The sequence below is a fragment of the Paraburkholderia fynbosensis genome (assembly GCF_902859935.1).
GTDB lineage: Bacteria > Pseudomonadota > Gammaproteobacteria > Burkholderiales > Burkholderiaceae > Paraburkholderia > Paraburkholderia fynbosensis.
Window position 1 is genome coordinate 196,708 of sequence record NZ_CADIKI010000005.1, and the last position, 20,121, is coordinate 216,828.

18 protein-coding genes and 4 pseudogenes are annotated in these 20,121 nt (G+C 59.5%); 7 read left to right on the forward strand and 15 right to left on the reverse strand.

All coding sequences use genetic code 11. The features are described from left to right. Nucleotides 1-203: 203 nt before the first annotated feature. From HV770_RS10535 to HV770_RS10555, 7 genes and pseudogenes are all read right to left on the reverse strand, one after another. Nucleotides 204-377, reverse strand: a pseudogene (locus HV770_RS10535) (transposase); the annotation flags it as partial. A 38-nt stretch (nt 378-415) separates the two neighbouring features. Then, nucleotides 416-1,276, reverse strand: coding sequence for an NAD(P)-dependent oxidoreductase (locus HV770_RS10540; protein WP_175159330.1), 861 nt, complete (start codon nt 1,274-1,276; stop codon nt 416-418). Between the two features lie 89 nt (nt 1,277-1,365). Continuing rightward, nucleotides 1,366-1,515, reverse strand: a complete 150-nt coding sequence (locus HV770_RS38170) for a hypothetical protein (RefSeq protein ID WP_217468590.1) — start codon at nt 1,513-1,515, stop codon at nt 1,366-1,368. Between the two features lie 82 nt (nt 1,516-1,597). Next, a complete protein-coding gene (locus HV770_RS38175; protein ID WP_281366212.1) occupies nt 1,598-1,831 on the reverse strand; it encodes an SDR family NAD(P)-dependent oxidoreductase in 234 nt (77 codons plus the stop codon). Nucleotides 1,832-1,877: 46 nt separating this feature from the next. Further along, nucleotides 1,878-2,024 (reverse strand): annotated as a pseudogene (locus tag HV770_RS39695) (short-chain dehydrogenase/reductase); the annotation flags it as partial. Then, a complete protein-coding gene (locus HV770_RS10550; protein WP_175159331.1) occupies nt 2,021-3,049 on the reverse strand; it encodes an alpha/beta hydrolase in 1,029 nt (342 codons plus the stop codon). The gene HV770_RS10550 and the pseudogene HV770_RS39695, both read right to left, overlap by 4 nt. Nucleotides 3,050-3,120: 71 nt before the next feature. Next, nucleotides 3,121-3,447 (reverse strand): EthD family reductase, encoded by a 327-nt coding sequence (locus HV770_RS10555; RefSeq protein WP_175159332.1) that lies wholly within the window; start codon nt 3,445-3,447, stop codon nt 3,121-3,123. Nucleotides 3,448-3,601: 154 nt separating this feature from the next. On the opposite strand from HV770_RS10555, the gene HV770_RS10560 reads away from it, so the two are divergent. Continuing rightward, nucleotides 3,602-4,453 (forward strand): LysR family transcriptional regulator, encoded by an 852-nt coding sequence (locus HV770_RS10560; protein WP_175159333.1) that lies wholly within the window; start codon nt 3,602-3,604, stop codon nt 4,451-4,453. A 559-nt stretch (nt 4,454-5,012) separates the two neighbouring features. Here the strand turns inward: HV770_RS10560 and HV770_RS10565 are convergent. Then, a complete protein-coding gene (locus tag HV770_RS10565) occupies nt 5,013-7,163 on the reverse strand; it encodes a beta-glucosidase family protein (protein WP_246290817.1) in 2,151 nt (716 codons plus the stop codon). A 506-nt stretch (nt 7,164-7,669) separates the two neighbouring features. On the opposite strand from HV770_RS10565, the pseudogene HV770_RS10570 reads away from it, so the two are divergent. Then, nucleotides 7,670-7,876 (forward strand): annotated as a pseudogene (locus HV770_RS10570) (IS5/IS1182 family transposase); the annotation flags it as partial. A 190-nt stretch (nt 7,877-8,066) separates the two neighbouring features. Here HV770_RS10570 and HV770_RS10575 read toward each other — a convergent pair. Together HV770_RS10575 and HV770_RS10580 are read right to left on the reverse strand one after the other, a co-directional pair. Beyond that, the gene (locus HV770_RS10575; RefSeq protein WP_217468592.1) at nt 8,067-8,975 is read right to left on the reverse strand and encodes an alpha/beta fold hydrolase; all 909 of its coding nucleotides are present in this window, start codon (nt 8,973-8,975) and stop codon (nt 8,067-8,069) included. 33 nt (nt 8,976-9,008) lie between these two features. Further along, entirely contained in the window at nt 9,009-9,578 is a 570-nt protein-coding gene (locus HV770_RS10580; RefSeq protein WP_175159336.1) for a GNAT family N-acetyltransferase, read from the reverse strand. Nucleotides 9,579-10,153: 575 nt separating this feature from the next. Here HV770_RS10580 and HV770_RS10585 point away from each other — a divergent pair. The 5 genes and pseudogenes from HV770_RS10585 to HV770_RS10605 all read left to right on the forward strand — a co-directional run. After that, nucleotides 10,154-11,596, forward strand: a complete 1,443-nt coding sequence (locus HV770_RS10585) for a cytochrome ubiquinol oxidase subunit I (protein ID WP_175159337.1) — start codon at nt 10,154-10,156, stop codon at nt 11,594-11,596. Further along, a complete protein-coding gene (cydB, locus tag HV770_RS10590; protein WP_175159338.1) occupies nt 11,596-12,603 on the forward strand; it encodes a cytochrome d ubiquinol oxidase subunit II in 1,008 nt (335 codons plus the stop codon). Before HV770_RS10585 ends, cydB begins: the two co-directional genes overlap by 1 nt. Beyond that, on the forward strand, nt 12,603-12,746 hold the full coding sequence (locus HV770_RS10595) for a DUF2474 domain-containing protein (RefSeq protein ID WP_175159339.1): 144 nt from the start codon (nt 12,603-12,605) through the stop codon (nt 12,744-12,746). Before cydB ends, HV770_RS10595 begins: the two co-directional genes overlap by 1 nt. A gap of 520 nt (nt 12,747-13,266) precedes the next feature. Further along, nucleotides 13,267-14,658 (forward strand): metallophosphoesterase family protein, encoded by a 1,392-nt coding sequence (locus tag HV770_RS10600; protein ID WP_175159340.1) that lies wholly within the window; start codon nt 13,267-13,269, stop codon nt 14,656-14,658. A 228-nt stretch (nt 14,659-14,886) separates the two neighbouring features. Beyond that, nucleotides 14,887-15,072, forward strand: a pseudogene (locus tag HV770_RS10605) (transposase); the annotation flags it as partial. Between the two features lie 114 nt (nt 15,073-15,186). On the opposite strand, the gene HV770_RS10610 reads toward HV770_RS10605, so the two are convergent. The 5 genes from HV770_RS10610 to HV770_RS10630 all read right to left on the reverse strand — a co-directional run bounded on the left by HV770_RS10610 (nt 15,187) and on the right by HV770_RS10630 (nt 19,791). After that, on the reverse strand, nt 15,187-15,714 hold the full coding sequence (locus HV770_RS10610; RefSeq protein WP_175159341.1) for a hypothetical protein: 528 nt from the start codon (nt 15,712-15,714) through the stop codon (nt 15,187-15,189). A gap of 304 nt (nt 15,715-16,018) precedes the next feature. After that, complete coding sequence (locus HV770_RS10615; protein ID WP_175159342.1) at nt 16,019-16,474, reverse strand: RidA family protein; 456 nt, start codon at nt 16,472-16,474, stop codon at nt 16,019-16,021. A 177-nt stretch (nt 16,475-16,651) separates the two neighbouring features. Further along, nucleotides 16,652-17,233 (reverse strand): carboxymuconolactone decarboxylase family protein, encoded by a 582-nt coding sequence (locus tag HV770_RS10620; protein ID WP_175159343.1) that lies wholly within the window; start codon nt 17,231-17,233, stop codon nt 16,652-16,654. Nucleotides 17,234-17,448: 215 nt separating this feature from the next. Then, nucleotides 17,449-18,237, reverse strand: coding sequence for an alpha/beta fold hydrolase (locus tag HV770_RS10625; protein ID WP_175159344.1), 789 nt, complete (start codon nt 18,235-18,237; stop codon nt 17,449-17,451). A 582-nt stretch (nt 18,238-18,819) separates the two neighbouring features. Further along, nucleotides 18,820-19,791 carry an AraC family transcriptional regulator gene (locus tag HV770_RS10630; protein WP_175159345.1) on the reverse strand — a complete coding sequence of 324 codons (972 nt, stop codon included), beginning with the start codon at nt 19,789-19,791 and terminating at the stop codon, nt 18,820-18,822. Nucleotides 19,792-20,121: the final 330 nt, after the last annotated feature.

The window sequence follows — 20,121 nt, forward strand, 5'->3', positions numbered from 1 at the left end:
CTCGCAGTTCCCATGATAGAACTTTCAACCGCCCCCTGACGACCGGAGCAACGGAAGGCAATCGGAGGCTCGAGCTTCGTAGCGCTTTACCTCTTGACCGAGCCGTCATTGCACCGAATTTGGGTCGCCGGCGAAGGGGCGAAATCGACCCGCTTCGGCCTGTCGGCGCAACATTCCTCCAGAGGCAGCTTCGAGGGGCGGATTCAACCGGTGGATGCAATAGTTTGCTGGAATCGTTCAGCCGGTGTTTCGTAATCCAGGGTCTTTCGTGGTCGCTCGTTCAGCCTTCGTGCCACGGCGTTGAGTTTGGCCTGTGAGTAGACCGACAGGTCGATGCCTTTCGGAAAGTACTGTCTTAACAGGCCGTTGGTATTTTTGTGATCTGAAGCACTTGTTGGTTCCGCAGTAGAGTCAATCAGGCGTCGAGCGCATACGGATCAACTGTCAAAGCTGCGATCGCAGACCAGTCGCGATCGCCCATGCCCGCGTCGACAGTTTCGGCCATCCGGACATGTACCGCGGCGAGCATCGGCAACGCGCGGCCAGCCTGTTCTGCTGCTTCGGAGGCAAGACGGAGATCCTTCAAGCCGAGCGACGCCTTAAAGCCAGGTTGATACTCGTTCCGGATGATATTGCCGGAGTAGGTCTGATAAGGACGACTACCGAACAGCGTTCCAAGGATCAGTTCGAAAAAGCGCTCTCGCGAAAGTCCGTTCGTCTCGGTTAGAACTACGGCTTCTGCCATCGCCTCTATCGCCATGGCGATCATCATGTTGCAGGCGATTTTGGCGGCATAGGCCATGGGTGGCTCCTCGCCCATGTACCAGACGCGTTTGCTGATGACTTCCAGCGCTGGCTTTACTTTTTCCAGAGCGGTTGACGCGCCGGCGGCGAGCACGTTGAGTTCGCCCCTGGCGGCAACGTCCGGCCGCCCCAACACCGGCGCAGCCACATAGCCGACTCCTGCCGCACCGTGTATCTCCACCAGCTCCCGTGCGAACGCCACGGAGATGGTCGATGCCACGACATGCACCAGGCCCGGCCGTGCCTGACACAGCAGATTCGCATCCAGCAAGACGCTACGGATCGCCGCGTCGTCGGACAGCATCGTCAGGACCATGTCGGCCTGCAACGCCTGCGCAGGCGACTCGACCATGCGCACACCTTCGACATTCCCGCCAGCGCGATTCCACGCGGTGACGGTATGGCCGGCAGCGACCAGATTGCGGGCAATTTCCCGGCCCATTGCGCCTAGACCAATTATTCCGATTTCCATTTGATTCTCCAGGTAAATAAGCTGCTGAACGAGCTGGCAAGGGAGCCGACAAACGAGAGCGAGGTCTGTCCGAACCGAACAGCCGAATCTCAACCAAAGTCGGTTGCGATGGCAACCTGTCGCCCTGCGTCGATGTCTTCGCGAAGTGCCGCCAGCTTGCGATCGGCAATGCCGTAGGCGACCGGTCGCAAGGGCAGGTGCAACGGTGGCGCTTCGCTGTCGACGGCCTGCAGCATCACGTGAACAGCCTTGGCAAGGTCGCCGCACTTCCTGATCCAGCGCCTCAGACAAGCCCTCGACTGCGAACTTGATGGCGCCGTGTTAGCCAGAGCCCCCCGCGCCGGCAATCCCGAAAGTAGATGACAGATTGACGATGCTCTCGCCGCGCCGCTCGCGCAGTACGGGCAATGCTGGGCGGGTGACTTCGATCAGCCCGAAAACATTCACCTCGAACATCGGCCGGTACTGGTCGGGCACGCCTTCCTCGATCGCTCCGAACAGGCCGTAGCCCGCGTTGTTGACCAGCACCTCCAGGCAGCCGAAGGTTTTCCGCAGCCAGCGCCGCGGCCGTCATGGCCGCCTCCGGTTGCGTGACGTCCAGCGCGCACACGCGCACCGTTTCCGGATACTGCTCCGCCAGCGCTCGCAGCGTCTCCAGGTTGCGAGCCGTCGCCACCAGCTGGTCCCCTCGCGCCGCTACCGCCAGCGCGAGATGTTGGCCCCGTGCGCGGGAGCAGCCGGTAATCAACCAGATCTTTTCACGGTTGTCCTTGCGCCCTGCGTCGCTGCTTCCGTGTGTTCGATGAGCCAGTTCAATACCGGCGCCAGCGCTTCATCGGAGTTCTTCTCGTAGATGAGCCCGTGGCCATTGCCGAACACGCCATGGTCAGGAAGATGCAGCACTTCGGCGTGGCTGCCTGCCGCTTTGAGTTGCTCGATCGCGGGTCGGCTCGCAGCGGCAAACGCGGAGGCCTCGGCCGTAACGGCGACGATCGGCAATCCAGCGAGCGCCGGCAGCCGGTGCGTACCCGGGGCGGCCGCGCGCAGTTCGGCAGGCGACGCGACCGGCGGCTCCCAGTTCAGCGGCGCCGCCGCGAGGCCCCATGTCAGCGACCCGATATTGGGAATCTCCGCGAAAGGAGGGCCCATCGGCTCGATCGCGACGATCGCTTTCACGAGTCCCGGCCGGCGATCAGCTACTAACCAGCCGACTGGCCCCGACGCCGAGTGCGTCAGCAGGATCGCCGGGCCAATTCGGTCCAACAGCTTTGCGATCCGGTCCGCCTCCATGTCCTCGGAAAATGCGAGGTCGGTGGGAAGCGGACCATAGCCGGCGATGAACTCGTCCATCGCGGCCTCGTCATCCCGGGCAAAGGGCCATTGAGTGTGCTGACCTTCGTATTCGGCCGGGAAGTAGATCTGGCGGCCGTGTTCATAGGAAAACGCCGGGCCCATCGGTCCCATCGTCTCGACGTGAAAGGGTGAGCGTCCTTGTCCCGGACGGTCGGCGACGAGAACCGCATAGCCCGCTTCGACGAGGCGCTGTGCCCAGCCGGGCCGGCCCTCCGGCGTGTCGAACCACTCGGTTCCCTGATAGCCGCCTCCATGGAGAAGCACGATCGGCCACGGACGAGTCACCTGTTCCGGCGCTTCCCACTCGACAAAGAGCGGACCGCATTGGTAGGTCTCTCCGTCTCGTTCGATCCGGTCGCCGGCAATCCACATGTGTCCGCGACGCACAGTGCGGGGGGCTGCATTTTTCCAGAAGGCCATGGTCATTCTCCTGTCCTTAACATGAGTAACGTGAGGGGCGCGAGACGCGCGCGAGTCGTGCATCACCCCCGTCAGAGCCGGGCGACGCGCAAGCGTGTCGGGGAAATGTCGGTGAAGGTCTGAACGTCGGCCATGACTTCGGCCGCTTCCGGAGATCCGAAGCAGGCTTCAACGGCCGCCTCGTCGCGGAAACGGCATTCGCAGATCACGAGGGTGCCCACGCGGGTGTTCACATCCGTCAGCGCCGGAAAGAAAGCCGCGACATCCTCTAGACCGTAGCGTCGCCATGCCTGCATCACGAGCGGCAGGTGATGTTCGACGTAATGGCTCCGGTCGAAGCGGTCGTTGGGCGCGCCTTTATAGGTGACGTACACGGTTGGTGATGCGATGCGAGACATGACAATCTCCGTTCAGCCTGTCGTTCTGATCAGCCTCGCGAAACCACTCGCGAGGACGTTGGGGCATGCAACGGATCGAAGTCTCGCAAATTCATTCATGTTCGACAATTCACTATAATGCACGCTGTCCGTTCATTTTTGTGGGTGCGTGGGTATGGAGTGGAGCGACGTCAGGATCTTCCTCGCGGTAGCGCGTACAGGGACGCTCGGCGCCGCCGCACGTGGGCTGCAGCTGAGTCATCCGACCATCGGGCGGCGGCTTCGCGCACTCGAAGAGGCCACGGGACAGGTGCTGTTTCAGCGAACCGCGGACGGTTTCGTTCTGACGGAGGAAGGCAGCGCCATCCTGCCGCTCGCCGAGCAGATGGAAGAGAGCGCGTTGACGATGGAGCGCAGGCTGACCGGCGAGCAGCAGAAGCTGGAAGGAACCCTCAAGGTGTCGTCGGCCGACTGGTTTGGCGCCTATGTGCTGCCACCGGTGATCGCCGAATATTCCAGCGAGTATCCGCTGGTTGAAATCGAGGTTCTGACTGGGACACGCCTGTTCGATCTCGCACAGCGTGAAGCGGACGTTGCATTCCGCATTGTTCCGTTCAACGGGCCCGATATCGTGCAAAGACGGCTGACCCGGATGCGCTACGGGGTCTACGTGGCCACAGCAAGTGCCGACCCAGTGGAAAGTGACGGCATGGGGCACCGCTTGATCGCGATGGATACGTCGACCGGCGGCTTTCCCGATATCGACTGGCTAAAAAATCGCTTCCCCAACTCGGGCGTCGTATTGCAGTCGAATAACCGCAATGTCCAGGCACAGATGTGCGGGCGAGGTTTGGGCATCGCCGTTTTACCGCGACCTGTCGGAGATCAGCTCGGTACCATTCGCAGGCTCGATCTGAGCGACGAGCCGCCGAGTCGGGAGATCTGGATGGGCTACCATCGCGATCTCAGGCGGCTGCATCGGTTACGAGCTTTTGTGGAGCTGGCGGTTAAACATCTGGCGGATTAGTCGATGGACGCGATTAATATCGAACTGTAGGGGCTCACGAGCCGGTTGACACCGGCCTTTCAGACCATTGCTCTGAGCGAGTGAGACTTGCCACATGTGGGCGAAATTGCAACGGCTAAGATGGATCGATCGCCTGAGACAGGGCGGATTTCGTCACGGCAGAAAAGATTCGCGGGGAAATCGAGCGTTAATCTGCCTGACTACCGTAGCTTTCGGATGGTTCGCCGCGTGTCGAGCCGGCCCCTCGTCAAACCCCTGTGGCGGCAGCTATCAGGCAATCCGGCCGTTCTACTGTCCGCTCCGACCGACGCGCAGTTCATGGCCGAAGAGACCCGTTCGATAAGCATTTTGCAGTGCCGACGTTGGAGCCCTCAACGGCAGCTTTCCGGCGACCTGCTTGAGTACCTATTGACGCCAATGGGTTGCCGTCCGCCTGGAAACTGCGACCGTCTGCTTTCGCGTGCGACATTCGCTCGCGGCGCTCGTGAGCTTGTGAAGCCATACTTGACGGACGATCAAGCGACGTCCGAGCCATCGCGCCGACCATGCCGATCTATGGTCATCGAGCCCAATCCCACCCGAACGGAGTGGGATCACGGCTGACGTTGTCATCGCCATCGCCGGTGTCGCGCATCGCCACGTTAACCGTAAAGGTGCTCTGTGCAACTATGTTGTCGGATGCGTTGCCGACGTAAACCGTATAAGTCCCTGCGGCGATGTTCCAGCTCTGCGCTGCATTGTCCCAATAGCTAAGCGCGTGAAAACCGTTAATCGGATAGATGTACATCGAAAGCGCCCTCTTCTCGCCCGGTTTGAGCAGCACTTTCTGGAATGCAATCAGCCGCTTCGTGGGTTCGCCGAGGTTCGGCGGCAAGCCCAGATAGACCTGTGCGACCTCCGCGCCTTCCCGCAGCCCGGTATTCTCCAGGGTCAGCGCGACCACAATCGGGCCGTTGCCGGTATAGCCGCGCGGCGAAACCTGGACGTCGGAAATCTTGAAAGAGGTATACGACAAGCCGTGACCAAACGCGAACAACGGTTTGACCTGTCGCGTGTCATACCACCTGTAACCGACCAGTAGACCCTCCGAATAGTGCACAACGGGATCCGACCCGGACGTTCCGGGGTAGCGCTCCGGCATGCTGGTAGGAGTATCCGTAGCCAGTCGTGGATACGTCACCGGCAGCTTGCCGGAAGGATTGGCCAGTCCAAACAGCAATCGCGCGACGATGTTGCCGTCTTCCTGTCCCGAATACCATGTCTCCAGAATTGCCGGAACCTGATCGACCCACGGCATCAGAACCGGGTCGCCGTCCTTCAGAACGACGATCGTTCGCTTATTGCGGTTGGCGACAGCCGCTATCAACTTGTCCTGCCCTTTCGGCAACGACAGATCGGGACGGTCACTCCCCTCTCCAGTCACGACGCCCGCCATCACGATCGCGACGTCGGCCGTCGCCGCAGCCGCGGCGACCGCAGCGTCCATGCTGCCGTCGTTCGGCACGGCGAGCGTCTTCACGGTCGCACTGGAGCCTAGCTGCCGAAGTACGTTCGTGATCCCTTGCTGTGGGCCGACGGTGTAGGTAGGCAGTACTCGCGAGCTACCGCTTCCGCCAGCGATAGCGTCATCCACATAGGTATTGTGGCCAACAATCGCGATCGATTTGATCGCGCCCGACAGCGGCAGCAGATTGCCGCTGTTCTTCAATAGCACCGCGGACTGTTCTCCGATCGCACGGGCCTCGGTTCCGTCATTCTGGATCGTCGTGGAATCGAGCGGCGTACGGGCTACCGGACGATCGAAAATGCCGGCTTTGAACATCTGCGTGTAACGACGGGTCAGCGCCTGGTTGACCGTCGCCATGGTCAACTCGCCAGTCGCCAAGGCCTCGTTAAGGTTTGGCAGCGTGAACCAGATACCCGACTGCATCTCGAGGTCCAGACCGGCATTCATCGCCGGTGCAGTCGAATGCGTTGCGCCGAAGTCGGACTGCACGTAGCCCATGAAACCCAATTCACCGCGCAAGATTGCATTTAGCGTTCGCGGCGTTTCGCAGGCGTACGTCGAGCCGATCCGGTTATAAGAACACATCACCGAGGCGACGTTGCCCCTTCTGACGGACACGGCGAATGGCAGCAAATAGATTTCGTGAAGCGTACGGTCATCGACGACCACACTCACAGTGTTCCGATTCGCCTCCTGATCGTTGAGTATGAAATGCTTGGCCATCGCAATGACGCCGTTCTCCTGCGCACCGCGGATCTCGTTTTCGGCTATGACGCCGGCGAGTACCGGGTCTTCACTGAGGTACTCGAAGTTTCGGCCACCTTGTCCAACGCGGACCGCGTTCATGCCGGGCGCTTCGACTACGTGCAGGCCCAGCATGCGTGCTTCACGGCCCAACACGTCGCCGTACGCTCGCGCAAGGGTGGGATCGAAGCTCGCAGCCAGCGCCATCGACATCGGCAATGCGGTCGCCCGGTCCTGCGGCACGCAGTCGCCCGCCCCAATGCCAACCGGCCCATTCGTAATCCGGAACGTCGGGATGCTCAGCGCCGGTATGCCCGGGATGTGACGGGTACTGTTTCCACACGCCGGCACCTCGGCTATCGTGCCGCTTTGGCCATGCAACTGGGCGGCTTTCTGATCCAATGTCATCGCACTGACCAGCAATGCCGCTCGCCGCTCGGGAGCAAGAGCCGTATTCATCCACGGCGGCCCGCTTGCCGCTTGCGGCGCACCCGCTGACAGCGAAACGAACGCGGCAACGTAAGCGGCGCTTTTACATGCAATGCGGATCGCGTGATGCGGGGTCCAGCGTGGATGAGGTGATGCTTTGAAATTCGACATATCGGTTCTCGATCGAGTGATCAAGGAAAAAGGGACCCGATATGCAATGAGCTTCTTCGTTGTTCGTTTACGGCATTGCGAATCCAGTCGCCGTTTTTTCTCGAGTCACGGTTCATCGGAGTGACACTCGGCGAGCCCTCTTAGACCGGCTGCTGGAAATGGAATCACACAAAGTAGTTACTTCAGCGGAAGCAGCCGCATCAATCGTCGTCTTATGACTGATTTTAGTGCTGCCGTTCGACGCAGCTTCAATCTCGTAAACCCTGCTGAACAGGCAAACTGTCCCGTCACAGCAATCGCCGCGACGTCGTTCTTTGCTCCTGCTTCAGCGACAAAGACCTCGCCCAAAAGGTACGCGCGACCAGCTGCTCGAAACGCACGGCCTGGCGGCGCAGGAGCTCGCAATGGTCAACGAGGGCCCGATGGCGAAGGGCCTCATGCTGAAAGTCGGTTCGGTAGTTGACGCCACGTTGATTTCAGCCCCAGGTTCAACGAAGAACAACGCCGGGACGCGTGACCCGGGCATGCGTTCGACGCAGAAAGGCGGTAACTGGTACTTCGGAATGCGAGCGCTCGACGCGGCTCAAATGTCTGCACGTGGTGGGCGAGTTGCGATCAACGTCCGGTAGGACAGTGCGCGTTCATGGCCGCTCTGTGCCGCCGGCGGCAGTCGCTCGTCGGACCCGCACCAGTCTCTCACCGTTACCGAAAACGGACATTCGAGTGGTGAATGCCGCGGGCGTACGCAGCCTCAAGTGCCGCTTAGCCTGCTGTGAGGAATCGGCTTATTTCAGCAGCCAGTGCCACTGGCTCTTCCAACATCATCATATGGCTGCTTTCACGTACAGACAGCGAAAACTGGTTGGAATACTGCAAAGCGTCAGTTTGGTGCTGAACCCCAAGAAAGTATGCTTTAAGCATTTCTTTATGCCACTCGGGGAGTTGCGCCGGCAGGCTGAGCCGATTTGCGCGAAGGATCAACGTTGGCGCGTCAATTGAGCGGATCAGATCGAAGAAGCTATCATCATGGAGAAATGCTCCATACAAAGCGCGAATTCCCTGAATCGCCCGCATGTCCGTATGGAGCGAGTGACTTTGGTTGCCAAGTGGTTTCAGCGCTCGCCTAACAATCTCTGAACTATCGGCCGGCGAAAGGCCGTAGGCCTCGATTAAGTTTTCTTCGAGCTTAGCTACTGCCTTGTCGGTCAAGTTCGGCTGCGGCCGCACCCATTCAGCTCGCACTCTTTCTTGAGAGGCCGCCGCTTCTTCGGGAGAAAGGCCGACATACTCGGTGGCGAGTAGCGCAAACCCGTCCAAATCGATTACCTGGCTAACACCGCCATACCGCGACGCGTAAAGGAATGCCAAGACTCCTCCGAGCGAATGACCGGCGATAGAAATATTGGTGGTCGAATAGCTCTGAAGCACGGCCCTTATGTCTTTCAAAACAAGATCGACATTCCAATCTCCCGACCCGGATAGCCCGTGGCCGCGCAAGTCCAACGCAATGACATGTCGATTTGATGTCAACAAATGCGCCATTGGAAGCCAATCGGCGGCCGATCGCCCCGCTCCGTGCAGCAAAAGCATGACAGGCCCGATTCCGCCATGATCCTGTACCGCGAGTCTTACAGGACCGGACTGTATAAACGCCTCAAGTTGTAGTGTCATCGCTCATTGTTGATATGCAACTACCGAGGCTCCTCAGTCGGCTAGCTCAATGCGATAACGAAGAGTTTCAGCGAATCCGTAGGCGGCCGTCTTTTTGAACCTTTCGATCAGGACACCGCCGCATGCTGCGATCACCCGCTGTGAGGCTATATTTTCGGGATCAACCGTTAGCTCAACGTAAGACAGGCCTTGTAGCCTCGCTTCGCCCAGCATCAAGTTGAGCGCCTGCCTGGCGTAGCCGTTGCCTCTCTTCCACGGCATGACCGAGAAGCCGATATGTCCAAGTACATACGGCGGCAACTCGGCAGTTCCAGCTTGCCAACGAAATCCGATTGCGCCGCTGACATCGCCGTCCCAAATCCATCGAACCATGCTTGGCAGGCGAGCGATGGTCGATCCGTCGGGCAAAGGAATCGGGCCGCCCGATGCGGTCGGATCATCCAGCCCATCGACGAATGCCTCCGCGTTCAATGCGATAGCGTGCAACTGTTCGCGGGCCGCGACCTCCTTGCGAACATTGTCTGGTGACCATCCCGCCTCAAGGGCCGAAACGTAGCTAGGCAGCAATGCAATCGTAGGCCTCAAGAGTTCAATTTCGGTCATCGTCTTGTTCGTGTCAGGAAGAATGATTGGCAACAGTTTAAGCGGTGGCGTCGAGTGTCTCAAAGTGGCCCGATCAGTGCCTCATGCAAGCGGCATGCGCACGCCGAGGCCGCCCGATGCAGTCATCGGCAGTAGGCGGACCCGTTGGGACCATTCGAACATGAACTGCGGCCGTCTCCTTCCAGCCGGGGACCGGCCAGTTGTAGGTGGTCGGCCAAGGAAGCGGCCGGTCCTCGCACGACGACCGCCTGCCTGATGAAATGGTCGAGGGAGTTCACCGGACGGTTGTTGTCCTGGAGCTTGCAACGCCCGAACGCCGAGGGTTGTGCGTCTGGTACAGGCTCATGAAATCGATACCTCAAGGCATATTTCCTTGCCTTCAGCTACCAAGTCGCGCAGTTCTTATATGATGTCTCCCATGGTTTGCAGGAACACCGTCGACGAGTCGGCATTTGCCCCGGACGTCGCGCTGGCCGCCGAGGCCAACCGCGCGGTCGGCCAGGTGCCAAGGCAGGTGCGACGACTCCGTTTGCGAAAATCGCTGACTATTCGGTCATGTTGAAGGAGCAAAACGCATGTTCGGCCTGACGGTGCTCGACCTCGCCCGTTTTCAGTTTGGCTTCACGATATCCTTTCACATTCTGTTCCCTGCCATTACGATCGGGATGGCCAGCTATCTGGCCGTCCTTGAAGCGTGCTGGCTGCGCACCCGCCAGAACGTCTATCGCGATCTCTATCACTTTTGGCTGAAAATCTTCGCTGTCAATTTCGGCATGGGCGTCGTGTCGGGCATCGTGATGGCCTACCAGTTCGGCACTAACTGGTCTCGTTTCGCGCAGTTTGCCGGGGGCGTGACGGGGCCGTTGCTGACGTATGAAGTGCTCACCGCGTTCTTCCTCGAAGCGGGCTTTCTCGGCGTCATGCTGTTCGGATGGAACAAGGTTGGCCCCGCGCTCCACTTCCTGGCAACGCTGCTGGTCGCGATCGGTACGCTGATCTCGGCGACGTGGATACTCGCGTCCAATAGCTGGATGCAGACGCCACAGGGATACGAGATCGTGAACGGCCGCATCGTGCCGGTGCGCTGGCTCGAAGTCATCTTCAATCCTTCATTTCCGTATCGCCTCGTTCACATGAGTCTGGCGGCGTTTCTCGCGACCGCCCTGTTCGTGGCCGGGTCAGCGGCATGGCATCTGCTGCGTGGCAATGACAACGCGGCGATCCGCAAAATGCTGTCGATGGCGATGTGGATGGTGCTGGTGGTGGCGCCGGTCCAGGCGGTCGTCGGCGATGCGCACGGCCTGAACACGCTGGAGCATCAGCCCGCGAAGATCGCCGCGATGGAGGGGCATTGGGAGAATCATGGCAATGAGGCGGTGCCGCTGATTTTATTCGGCTGGCCTGACATGCAGCGCGAACAGACACGCTTCGCCGTCGAGATTCCTCACCTGGGCAGTTTGATTCTCACACACAGCTGGAACAGACAGTTCAAAGGCCTCAAGGACTTTGCTCCCGAGGACCGGCCCAATTCGACGATCATCTTCTGGACGTTCCGGGCCATGGTGGGACTGGGCATGCTGATGATCATGCTCGGTCTGTGGAGCTTGCTGCTGCGCCGTCGTGAGCGACTCCACCGAACTCGCCCGTTCCTGCGCGCGACCCTGCTGATGGGTCCGATGGGCCTGGTCGCGCTTCTTGCCGGCTGGCTGACAACGGAAATTGGCAGGCAGCCGTGGGTCGTCTACGGCCTGCAGCGCACTGCGGATGCGACCTCACCAACCGGCATGCCGCAACTGGCGCTATCGGCCACGTTATTCGTAGTGTCGTACTTCTTCGTGTTCGGGGTTGGCATCGCCTACATCCTGCGCCTTGTGAGAAAGGGACCGTCGCAGTACATCGAAGAAGCGCCACCGTCAGGCGGCCCGGGGCAGGAGCGCACGCCGGCACGACCGCTGTCGGCTGTCGGCGACGAGTCGCCAAGAACCACGCTGCGTGAAAATTCTAGGAACTGGCGATAATGGCCATCGACATCTCGCTGATCTGGGCCGCCATCATTTTTTTTGGCGTGATGATGTACATCATCATGGACGGCTTCGATCTCGGCATCGGGCTGCTCTTTGCGTTCATCACGTCGCGCGCCGAACGCGACGTGATGATGAACACCGTCGCGCCGGTCTGGGACGGCAACGAAACATGGCTGGTGCTGGGCGGCGCAGGCATGTTAGCTGCATTCCCTATCGCGTATTCGATCCTGCTCAGTGCGCTGTACCTGCCGCTGATATTCATGCTGCTCGGGCTCATTTTCCGCGGGGTCGCTTTCGAATTTCGCTTCAAGGCGAACGACCGGGAGCGCCCCATCTGGGATGCCGCGTTCATCGGGGGCTCGCTTGTCGCGTCGTTCTTCCAGGGCGTATCGCTCGGCGCGTACATCGACGGCGTGCGTGTCAGCGGCTACGCGTTCGCCGGTGGCCCACTCGACTGGCTGCGGCCGTTTCCGGTGTTCTGCGGTATCGGCGTGGTTGCCGCGTACGCGCTGCTCGGCGCGACGTGGCTTGTCATGAAGACGGACGGCAAACTGCAGCAGGCTATGATCCATTTTTCGGGACGGCTCGTCTGGACGCTGCTCGCCGCGATCGTCGTCGTCAGCATCTGGACGCCGCTCTCGCAACCGCACGTCGCTCAGCGGTGGTTCACGCTGCCCAATCTGCTCTGGTTCTGCCCAGTGCCCCTACTCGTTGCCCTGTGCGTGTATGCGCTGCGAGGTTCGCTGCGACATGAACCTGACATGGGACCGTTTCTCTATGCACTGGCGTTGATCTTCCTCGGCTACAGCGGTCTGGCGATCAGTATCTGGCCGAACATCGTGCCGCCGGGCATTTCGATCTGGGACGCAGCCGGGCCGTTGCAAAGTCAGCTGTTCACGCTGGTCGGCGCACTGTTCATCATTCCATTCATCCTTGTCTATACCACGTGGTCGTACTATGTGTTTCGCGGCAAGGTACGACCGGGCGAGCACTATCATTGATGACAAGACAACACGGCGCATCGCGTGTCTGGGGCAAGCGCGTCGCGTGGCTGATCGCAATCTGGGCGGCGAGCGTCGCCGCGCTCGGTATTGTTGCGAGCGTGCTGCACATCGCAATGCACGCGGCCGGACTGAGCCACTGAATCGTTAGCACACCGCGCGACACCTGGCGTGCCGCGCGTGCCCGGTTTCAACTTCCTGGCTTACGATTGGTCCGCGCTAGCCAGGCATTACCGATCAAGCCAGCAATATCGCTGCTGATGACCCGCCATTCGACGGGCGCATGCCGACCATAAGTCCAGGTAAGCGAGAATGTCCCGTCATGGCCGGACCCGGCCCGACGACGAATTTCCGTAGCCGAACCCAAAGCGGTGCTCCAATACGTCACGGTGACAATGCGGGTCTCGGAACCCCTGCGCAAAGTCGTCCCTTGTCTAGTCCTGCTGCGCAACGTACGACGATGCCCAGAAGTGCCCCCAGCACCACATCGCTTGTACGGGACATCGTGCCCACGCGCGTCGCGTTCGCCAGCGCGAGCATCAGGCTTTCGGCTTCCTCACAACACGCGCCCAAATAAACTTACAGTTCGCAACAAATCGCTTGTTTCCAACATCGTTTATACGTGTGCTAGCCTGCCGTGACTCTCGTTCCGGAGATCGCACAATGCCTGGCAAACGCAGCGCCCTTCCTTCAGCAAAGAGCCGCAAGGATAATGGGCGAGTTCTTGACGCGCCCGTATTCTCTCAACCGCAGCCAACGTCCGACCCGCGGACGTTCGTCGTCAGACACGCTTCGGATGTCGCCGCCTACAAGGTCATCGACGAGCTGAACCGCGAGCATAAGCTCAAGCCCTTGCCCTTCCCCGCGCCGCGTGGCGGCGTCGAACCGCGTCTCTCGCTCGCGGACGTGCTCGACAGGAATCAACAAGTGCTGGAACAGATTAACGCGAACGGTCAGATCGTCTTTCATTCGACGGGCGATTGCGGCAGCACCAAAGCCCCGAAAACGCAGAACGAAGTCTCCGACAAGATGGTGAGCGATTTCGATGAAACCGATCCAGCCGAGGTGCCCCAATTCAATTTTCTTCTCGGCGATATCGTCTATAGCTTTGGTGAGTCGCAGTATTACTACGACCAGTTCTATGAACCATATCGCGACTATCACGCGCCGATACTCGCCGTGGCCGGCAACCATGACGGAATGATTTCGCCGCTTCAGCATGAGAAGAGCCTTCAGGCGTATCTCCGCAATTTCTGCGCTGACTGCTTCAAGGTTTCGCTCGATGCCGGGCATCTGTCGCGCACCGCGCAGATCCAGCCAGGTGTCTTCTTCACGTTCGAAGCGCCCTTCGTCCGGATCATCGCGCTATACAGCAACACGCTGGAAGATCCAGGCGTCATTGCGAATGCCGACATCGGCAATAGCCAGCTCAAGTTCTTGAGAGCTGCGCTAACCCGCGTCAAGAAGGAACGTTATACGGGCGCCCTGCTCTTTGCTCATCACCATCCAGCGTATGTCGTACGCGGGAAACATGGATGGAGCATCGAGATGCAGCAGCAGATCGATGCCGTCTGCAAGGAAGTCGGCGTTTGGCCTCATGCGGATCTCGCAGGGCATGCGCACAACTACCAGCGGTTCACAAGGACACGACCGGACGGAACGCACATTCCGTATATCGTATGCGGCAACGGCGGTCACAACGTCCAGCTGCTGACAACGAACGGCCAGCCGCCGCTGCGCGCGCCGCAACTGATCCAGCGGGCATCCGGAGACACTGACGCAGTCGTGTTCGAAAACTACGATGATCAGAACTACGGCTATCTGCGTCTGGTGGCCAATAGCTCACAGTTGCGGATCGAGTACCATTCGGCCAGCGACGGCCCGCACACGAAGGCCCCCAACGATTCGGTGACCGTCGACCTGACCACGCGCCAGCTTTCTCATTACGTGGCACGCGACACAGGGATACCCGCACTTGCATCGCAAATACGTGCTCACATGGTAAGCAGCCAGGTTGCGAAGGACGACGAAAAAACGCGCAAGAAAGCGAAATAAACTTTTCCGCAGCATCGGGGCACATCAGGGCGGTGGGCGAAGATGCGCGAACAGCGTTGCGAGCCGCGAACGACGGTCTTCATTTTTCTGGAGTACCTGGCGCGTCGGCCGGTCAGGCATGTCGTTCACCGCCACGCACGAGGGCCAAGGACGCGACGGTGAATGCGCCCGACTTCGCAACTCCGAAGCGCGTCTGTTTGGGTGCGAGACAAAAGCGCAAGTGGAAGCAGCGGCTCGAACGAAAACACGAATGGATTGCTGAGGCAGTACTTCCCGAAAGGGACCGATCTCTCCGTCTACTCACAGGCCCGGCTTAATGCAGTAGCAAGGCGGCTCAATGAACGCCCCCGGAAAACACTAAACTTCGACACACCAGCTGAGCGATTTCATCAAACTGTTGCATCGACCGGTTGAATCCGCAGGGTCGAGCCGTCGCTCGATACTGCAGCTCGCGGACGTCAAATAGAGCGAAACCTGCTGCCAGCAGCCAGGTCTCCGTCTGGATTCCGCACACCGGCACGCGAAGACCTAACTCTTTGCGACGGGTGCAGGAGGTACGGGCAGGATGATCTCAGAAGCAACCTTCCAGTCCTTCCCGACCTTTATCCAGTTGATGATCATCAGAAACGGCTTGGGAGTTCCGTCCTGCCCTGCATAAGAGACCGTGATGTTCACCGGCGCGTAGGATTGCGCTACGTCCGCCGTCAAGCCGACGACCTTGAGCTTTGAGTAATCCGGTCGGAGGACGACCGGGCCGGAGGTGCCGATGTCGTGCAGCTTCCGATCGATTGCCTCGTTGCCCCAGAAGCCTGCCCAGTTCCCCTCGGAGGGAATTGCGCTTTTGGCGACGAGAAGGGCCGAGGGGGATTGCCAGAACATCTCGTGCAGAGCCTTGAAATCGTGCCGGTTGGCTAATTCCATGAGCTCGCCGAACTCTGATTTGATCGTGTTCAAGGCCTGAGCGTCCAGCGGCTCCTTGTAAGCGGCAGGAGCAGCCGCGAGAGATCCGGCGGAGACGGTCAAGGTGATGGCAGCGGCCAATAACGTCCTGTGCATGGTCAGCACTCCTTTGGGGATTCCATAGCTTCGTTGTGGTGCGGAGCAATCCTACGCGGCCTTCCTGGCGGAGTTCGCCGCGCCCCAGAGCGAGCCCGGATTAGCGTGGTCGGGGTAGAGTTCGAGCATCGCGTCGTAGAGTTGGACGACCAACTCGAGACACAAGGCCCAGCATATTCGATCGGCTGATCGGAAATCTTTAAATTCCCTACGTCCGTTTTCTGGCGTGCGCTTAACTCCTCCCGCTGGGGATGCGGATTTCGCGTCATTGCGCTCGTATGTGCGCGGCGTCGAGCCATGCCCGTCACCCATTCAACTCAAAGATGCTGTCAATCTCAACCGGGATGCCCATCGGCAACGAATGCACTCCCAGCGCACTTCGAGCCGGCAGATTCTCTTGCCCAAACAGCGTCAGCAACAGATCACTGGCGCCATTGGCCACTTGCGGATGCTGGGTGAACGACTGTGTTGTACGCACGTAAACTGTTAGCCGGCTGCATCGCCGGACGTTGTCGAGTCCGCAGGCCTGTTCGACACAGGCCAAGATCATGAGCATCGTTAGGCGCGCCGCGTCTTGAGCCTTTTCCAGAGAAATATCGCGGGCGACCATTCCGACGATTGGCTTGCCATCCTCGAAAGGGCCGAGCCCCGATACATACAGTTGATTCCCCGAAACGGAAACCGTTCGATAGGACCCAAGTGGGTTGATGGGCGATGGCAATTTTAGGCCCGCTTGCGCGAGGCGTTCGGATACGTTCATGTTCGGGCTCAACGTAACGTGAAGAGGAAATGGACTTGGCCTGGTGAAATTAGCGCGATGCAGTGAGCTCGACCGTCCGATACACCGAACGACGTTCGTCGGTTGAGGCTCGATACGCTCGCGGATGCTTGTCCTGCTTACGATGCATTGACGCAATCGATCAGTTCGGTCAACGCATCACGTATCAAGAAGCGTGTGAGTCCCGTTGCTCGAGCCCTGATATGTACGCACTACGGGAAAGTCAATCTCCGTGTTTGCAACGACATTGGCGTAGTTCGTCAAGACGCTCAGTGCGATGTGCACGACAATTTCGACGATCTGCGCATCCGTGTAGCCGGCCTCCTTGAGGACGCGCAGATCTTCGTCGGATACGCGGCCACGTTCGTGCGCGACCTTCGCGGCGAACTGCACGGCAGGGGCAGCCTTTGGTTCATTCGAGCCGCCATTTCGATTGGCGGACATTTCCGCATCGTCAAGCTTCGCCACGTTCTTTCCTAAATAGCTGTGCGCCGACATGCAATAGTCGCAGCCGTTGATTTCGGCGACGGCGAGAGCAATACGTTCGCCGGTTTGTGCTGGAAGTGCGCCTTTTGCCAAGGCTCCGGCCAGACCGAGGTACCCCTCTAGCGCCGCTGGGCTGTTGGCTATCAGACGAAACAGATTCGGTACAACACCCAGTTTCTTGTTGACGGCCTCCAGGAAGGGCTGAGAAGCAGCCGGTGCATCTGCGATCGTGGCGGGTATCTGAAGACGGGACATATCGGTTCTGCCTTTTGAAAACACGAGAAATTGTCGAGACAACGGACGTGTATGCTTCTATTGGAAAGAGCATCCCGGCACAGACCATCGAAGAGCGGCCTGCAGGACGGTGCGCGGAAGCCCGGATATCGCATGCCCACAGCAACACACTCGAAGCCAAAGCGCGGGATGACGAAGCCTCCCGCCTTCGCTTCCCCGGACCGACCGTAAGCCGCCTATTTCGCAGCGGCCTCGATCGCCTTTGCCAGACCGTCGGGATCGGTGAGGAACGGCGTATGACCGGTCGGCAGGGAGTACTCGGCTCTCACGGGAGTGGCGGCAACCATCTCGGCCTGGAACGAGGGGCTGATGACCTGGTCCATGGCTGTGTGGATATAGACCTTGTCGACCTGACCAAAGTTGGGGGAAGTCACGTGTACAGGCGTAGCCAGCGGGCCGACGGGTTCGTCCAGGATCAGATCAGGAATTGCCTCGCGTAGTTTGTCAGGACCTCCATTGGCAAACAGATCGGCACGTGCCGGATATTCGATGGAGGCAATGCCCTTTTCCTTATCGATCTGCAGGTGCGGGCCGATCTTGGCGTCGGCATCCTTACTGGCCATTGAAACGAGCGAGTCGCCGTCTTGCGGCAGGTAGGCGGCAACAAAGACCAAAGTCTTGATCTTCTTCGGTGCCGTTTCCGCGGCGTCGGCGATGACGATGCCGCCGAAGCTGTGACCGACCACGACGGCCGGGCGATGGGATTTGTTCAGCGCGGCGACCACGGTGTCGCGATAGAGGTCAAGGCTGACTTTGTCCGGTGCGGCTGGCGCGCCCGGACGCCCTGGCAGATCAACAGCCACCACCTTAAAGCCGTCGGTTTGAAGTCTGGATGTGACATAACCCCAGACCTGGGCGTCTTCGAAAGCGCCGTGGACCAGAACGATGGGGGGCTTTTCCGCAGCCATCGCACCAGTACCAAAGGCCAATGCTGACATGGCGAGAACAGCGAGGATGAGTTTCATCTAGATTGCTTCCTTGAAGAGACATCGGTGCCGATGTCGTGAATTGAAACCTGCACTTGAAAGATCGGTGGGCATGCCTCGATCTCTCGATTCCGTTTAGGAATCCAGAACTCTATTATGTTGGGGCGGAACTGAACGGCACGAGATCGACGAATTGTCCGAGATCAGCCGACGTTACTTATGCATCGCGGCACGCCCGGCCTTCATGCCGCCTATACAACGGTGAAGCTAGCGGCTGCGCTTCAGCTTCCGATCCAGACGCATGACGCAAGCGTGGGTGCTGCAACGAGAAGTGTTATCGCAAACCGTCTGAGCTGCGTGAGCATGAGAGATCCGAACCATAGTGCGTGAGAGCCTTTCCTCCTATTCAGATACCGGAGGACCTTGGCTATCCACTCTAAAGAACGTATTCGAGACTGACCATATCTCGGCGTCTGATTTGCATGATCCATCGTACGATCGACGCACTCGGACAAGCGAGCAGATCGGCGCCGCCTCGGGACCGGCGCGATGCCATTGAAAGGAAACCGCCGCAATGACAGTTTCAACTGACGGATCAAGCCAACAGTGTAAAGAGGACTCTCAAAGGAGTTCCGCACTTCGCGCGACAAAGGCCCCGGTCTGTGCGATTCGATGCGCGTCACGCGGGGGATAGCCAAACTCCTCCTTGAAGGCCCGACTGAAGGCAGCCTCCGAACCATAGCCGGCACCGTGGGCCACTTCGGTCACCTTCAGGGTCCCTCCGCTTAGCAAGTCTGCTGCGATTGTCAATCTCCAGCGTGTCAGGTAACGCAACGGTGGAAGTCCCACCACCGCCGTGAAGCGATCCGAGAACGTCGAGCGCGACATCATCGCCGTCTCGGCGAGGGCCGAGACCGTCCATGCACGGCCAGGTTCCAGATGCATCGCGTTCAACGCACGGCCTACGCGTTCGTCGCTAAGTCCGGACAGCCAGCCGAGCCGATCGCCTTGCTGGCTGACCCACATCCGCAAGGTGCGGATAACGAGTAGATCAATAAGCCGCGAGATCATCAGCGATGACCCTGGCCCGGCGCTACGCGATTCCACGTCAAGGAAATGCGAGATAGAGGCCAGCCAAGGGGGCTCGCTGACTTTGTCGCATGTCAGATGAATCAGACCGGGAAGCCCGGTGAGCAAAGAGCGTAACGGCGCCCCGTCAAAATAGAATGATCCTGCGAGAAAGGATCCTGCCATGCCGTCATCAGCCGCCCATTTGAACGTCTGAGCGTCTCTGCTGGGGGTAAAGTCCACCGCCGCCTCGAAGCGTTGATGTGCTTTCCCGCCCCGCTCGCTTCGAATCGTATGTCCGGCCGCATGTGGCAAAAGAACGAAGTCACCTGACCGCAGCGTCACGGTGGGGCCATTGCGTTGAGACACCGACAGTTCGCCGGCACGCAGATGCACAAACGTTGCCGGCCCTGGCGGAAAAATCACTTCGGTGGAACTGCCCAGCTCGCCGTGGAAAACATGATCTCCGCGAAGGCGAATCAGCCTGAGTACCTGTGACAAGACATCGGCGTGCTCGGACGGCATGGGCTACTCCTCTGGGGCATATTTACAGGGCTGCGCCCATCAACAATGTATGCGAGGTAAAGAGACTGACGGTTGCCTCAGGGCCACCATCGTACCGTGCCGCTTCCGGTATGCGGACATATCTTAGGCGGAACGAACGCTACGCAGGGCGGGTTGTCCGATCTCAGCTTGTCTTCAGCCATCCGAGCTTTTCTCGAAAATGGCCGCTCATGGCCCGATCGGCGTCCCACGATCGAGCGCGATGCTCATCTCGGCCGCGCAGCAAACGTTCAACCGGTCGCGCCGAGCGGGTGCCATCTCGCCTGTGGTTGTGCGCCCCACAAGGGCATA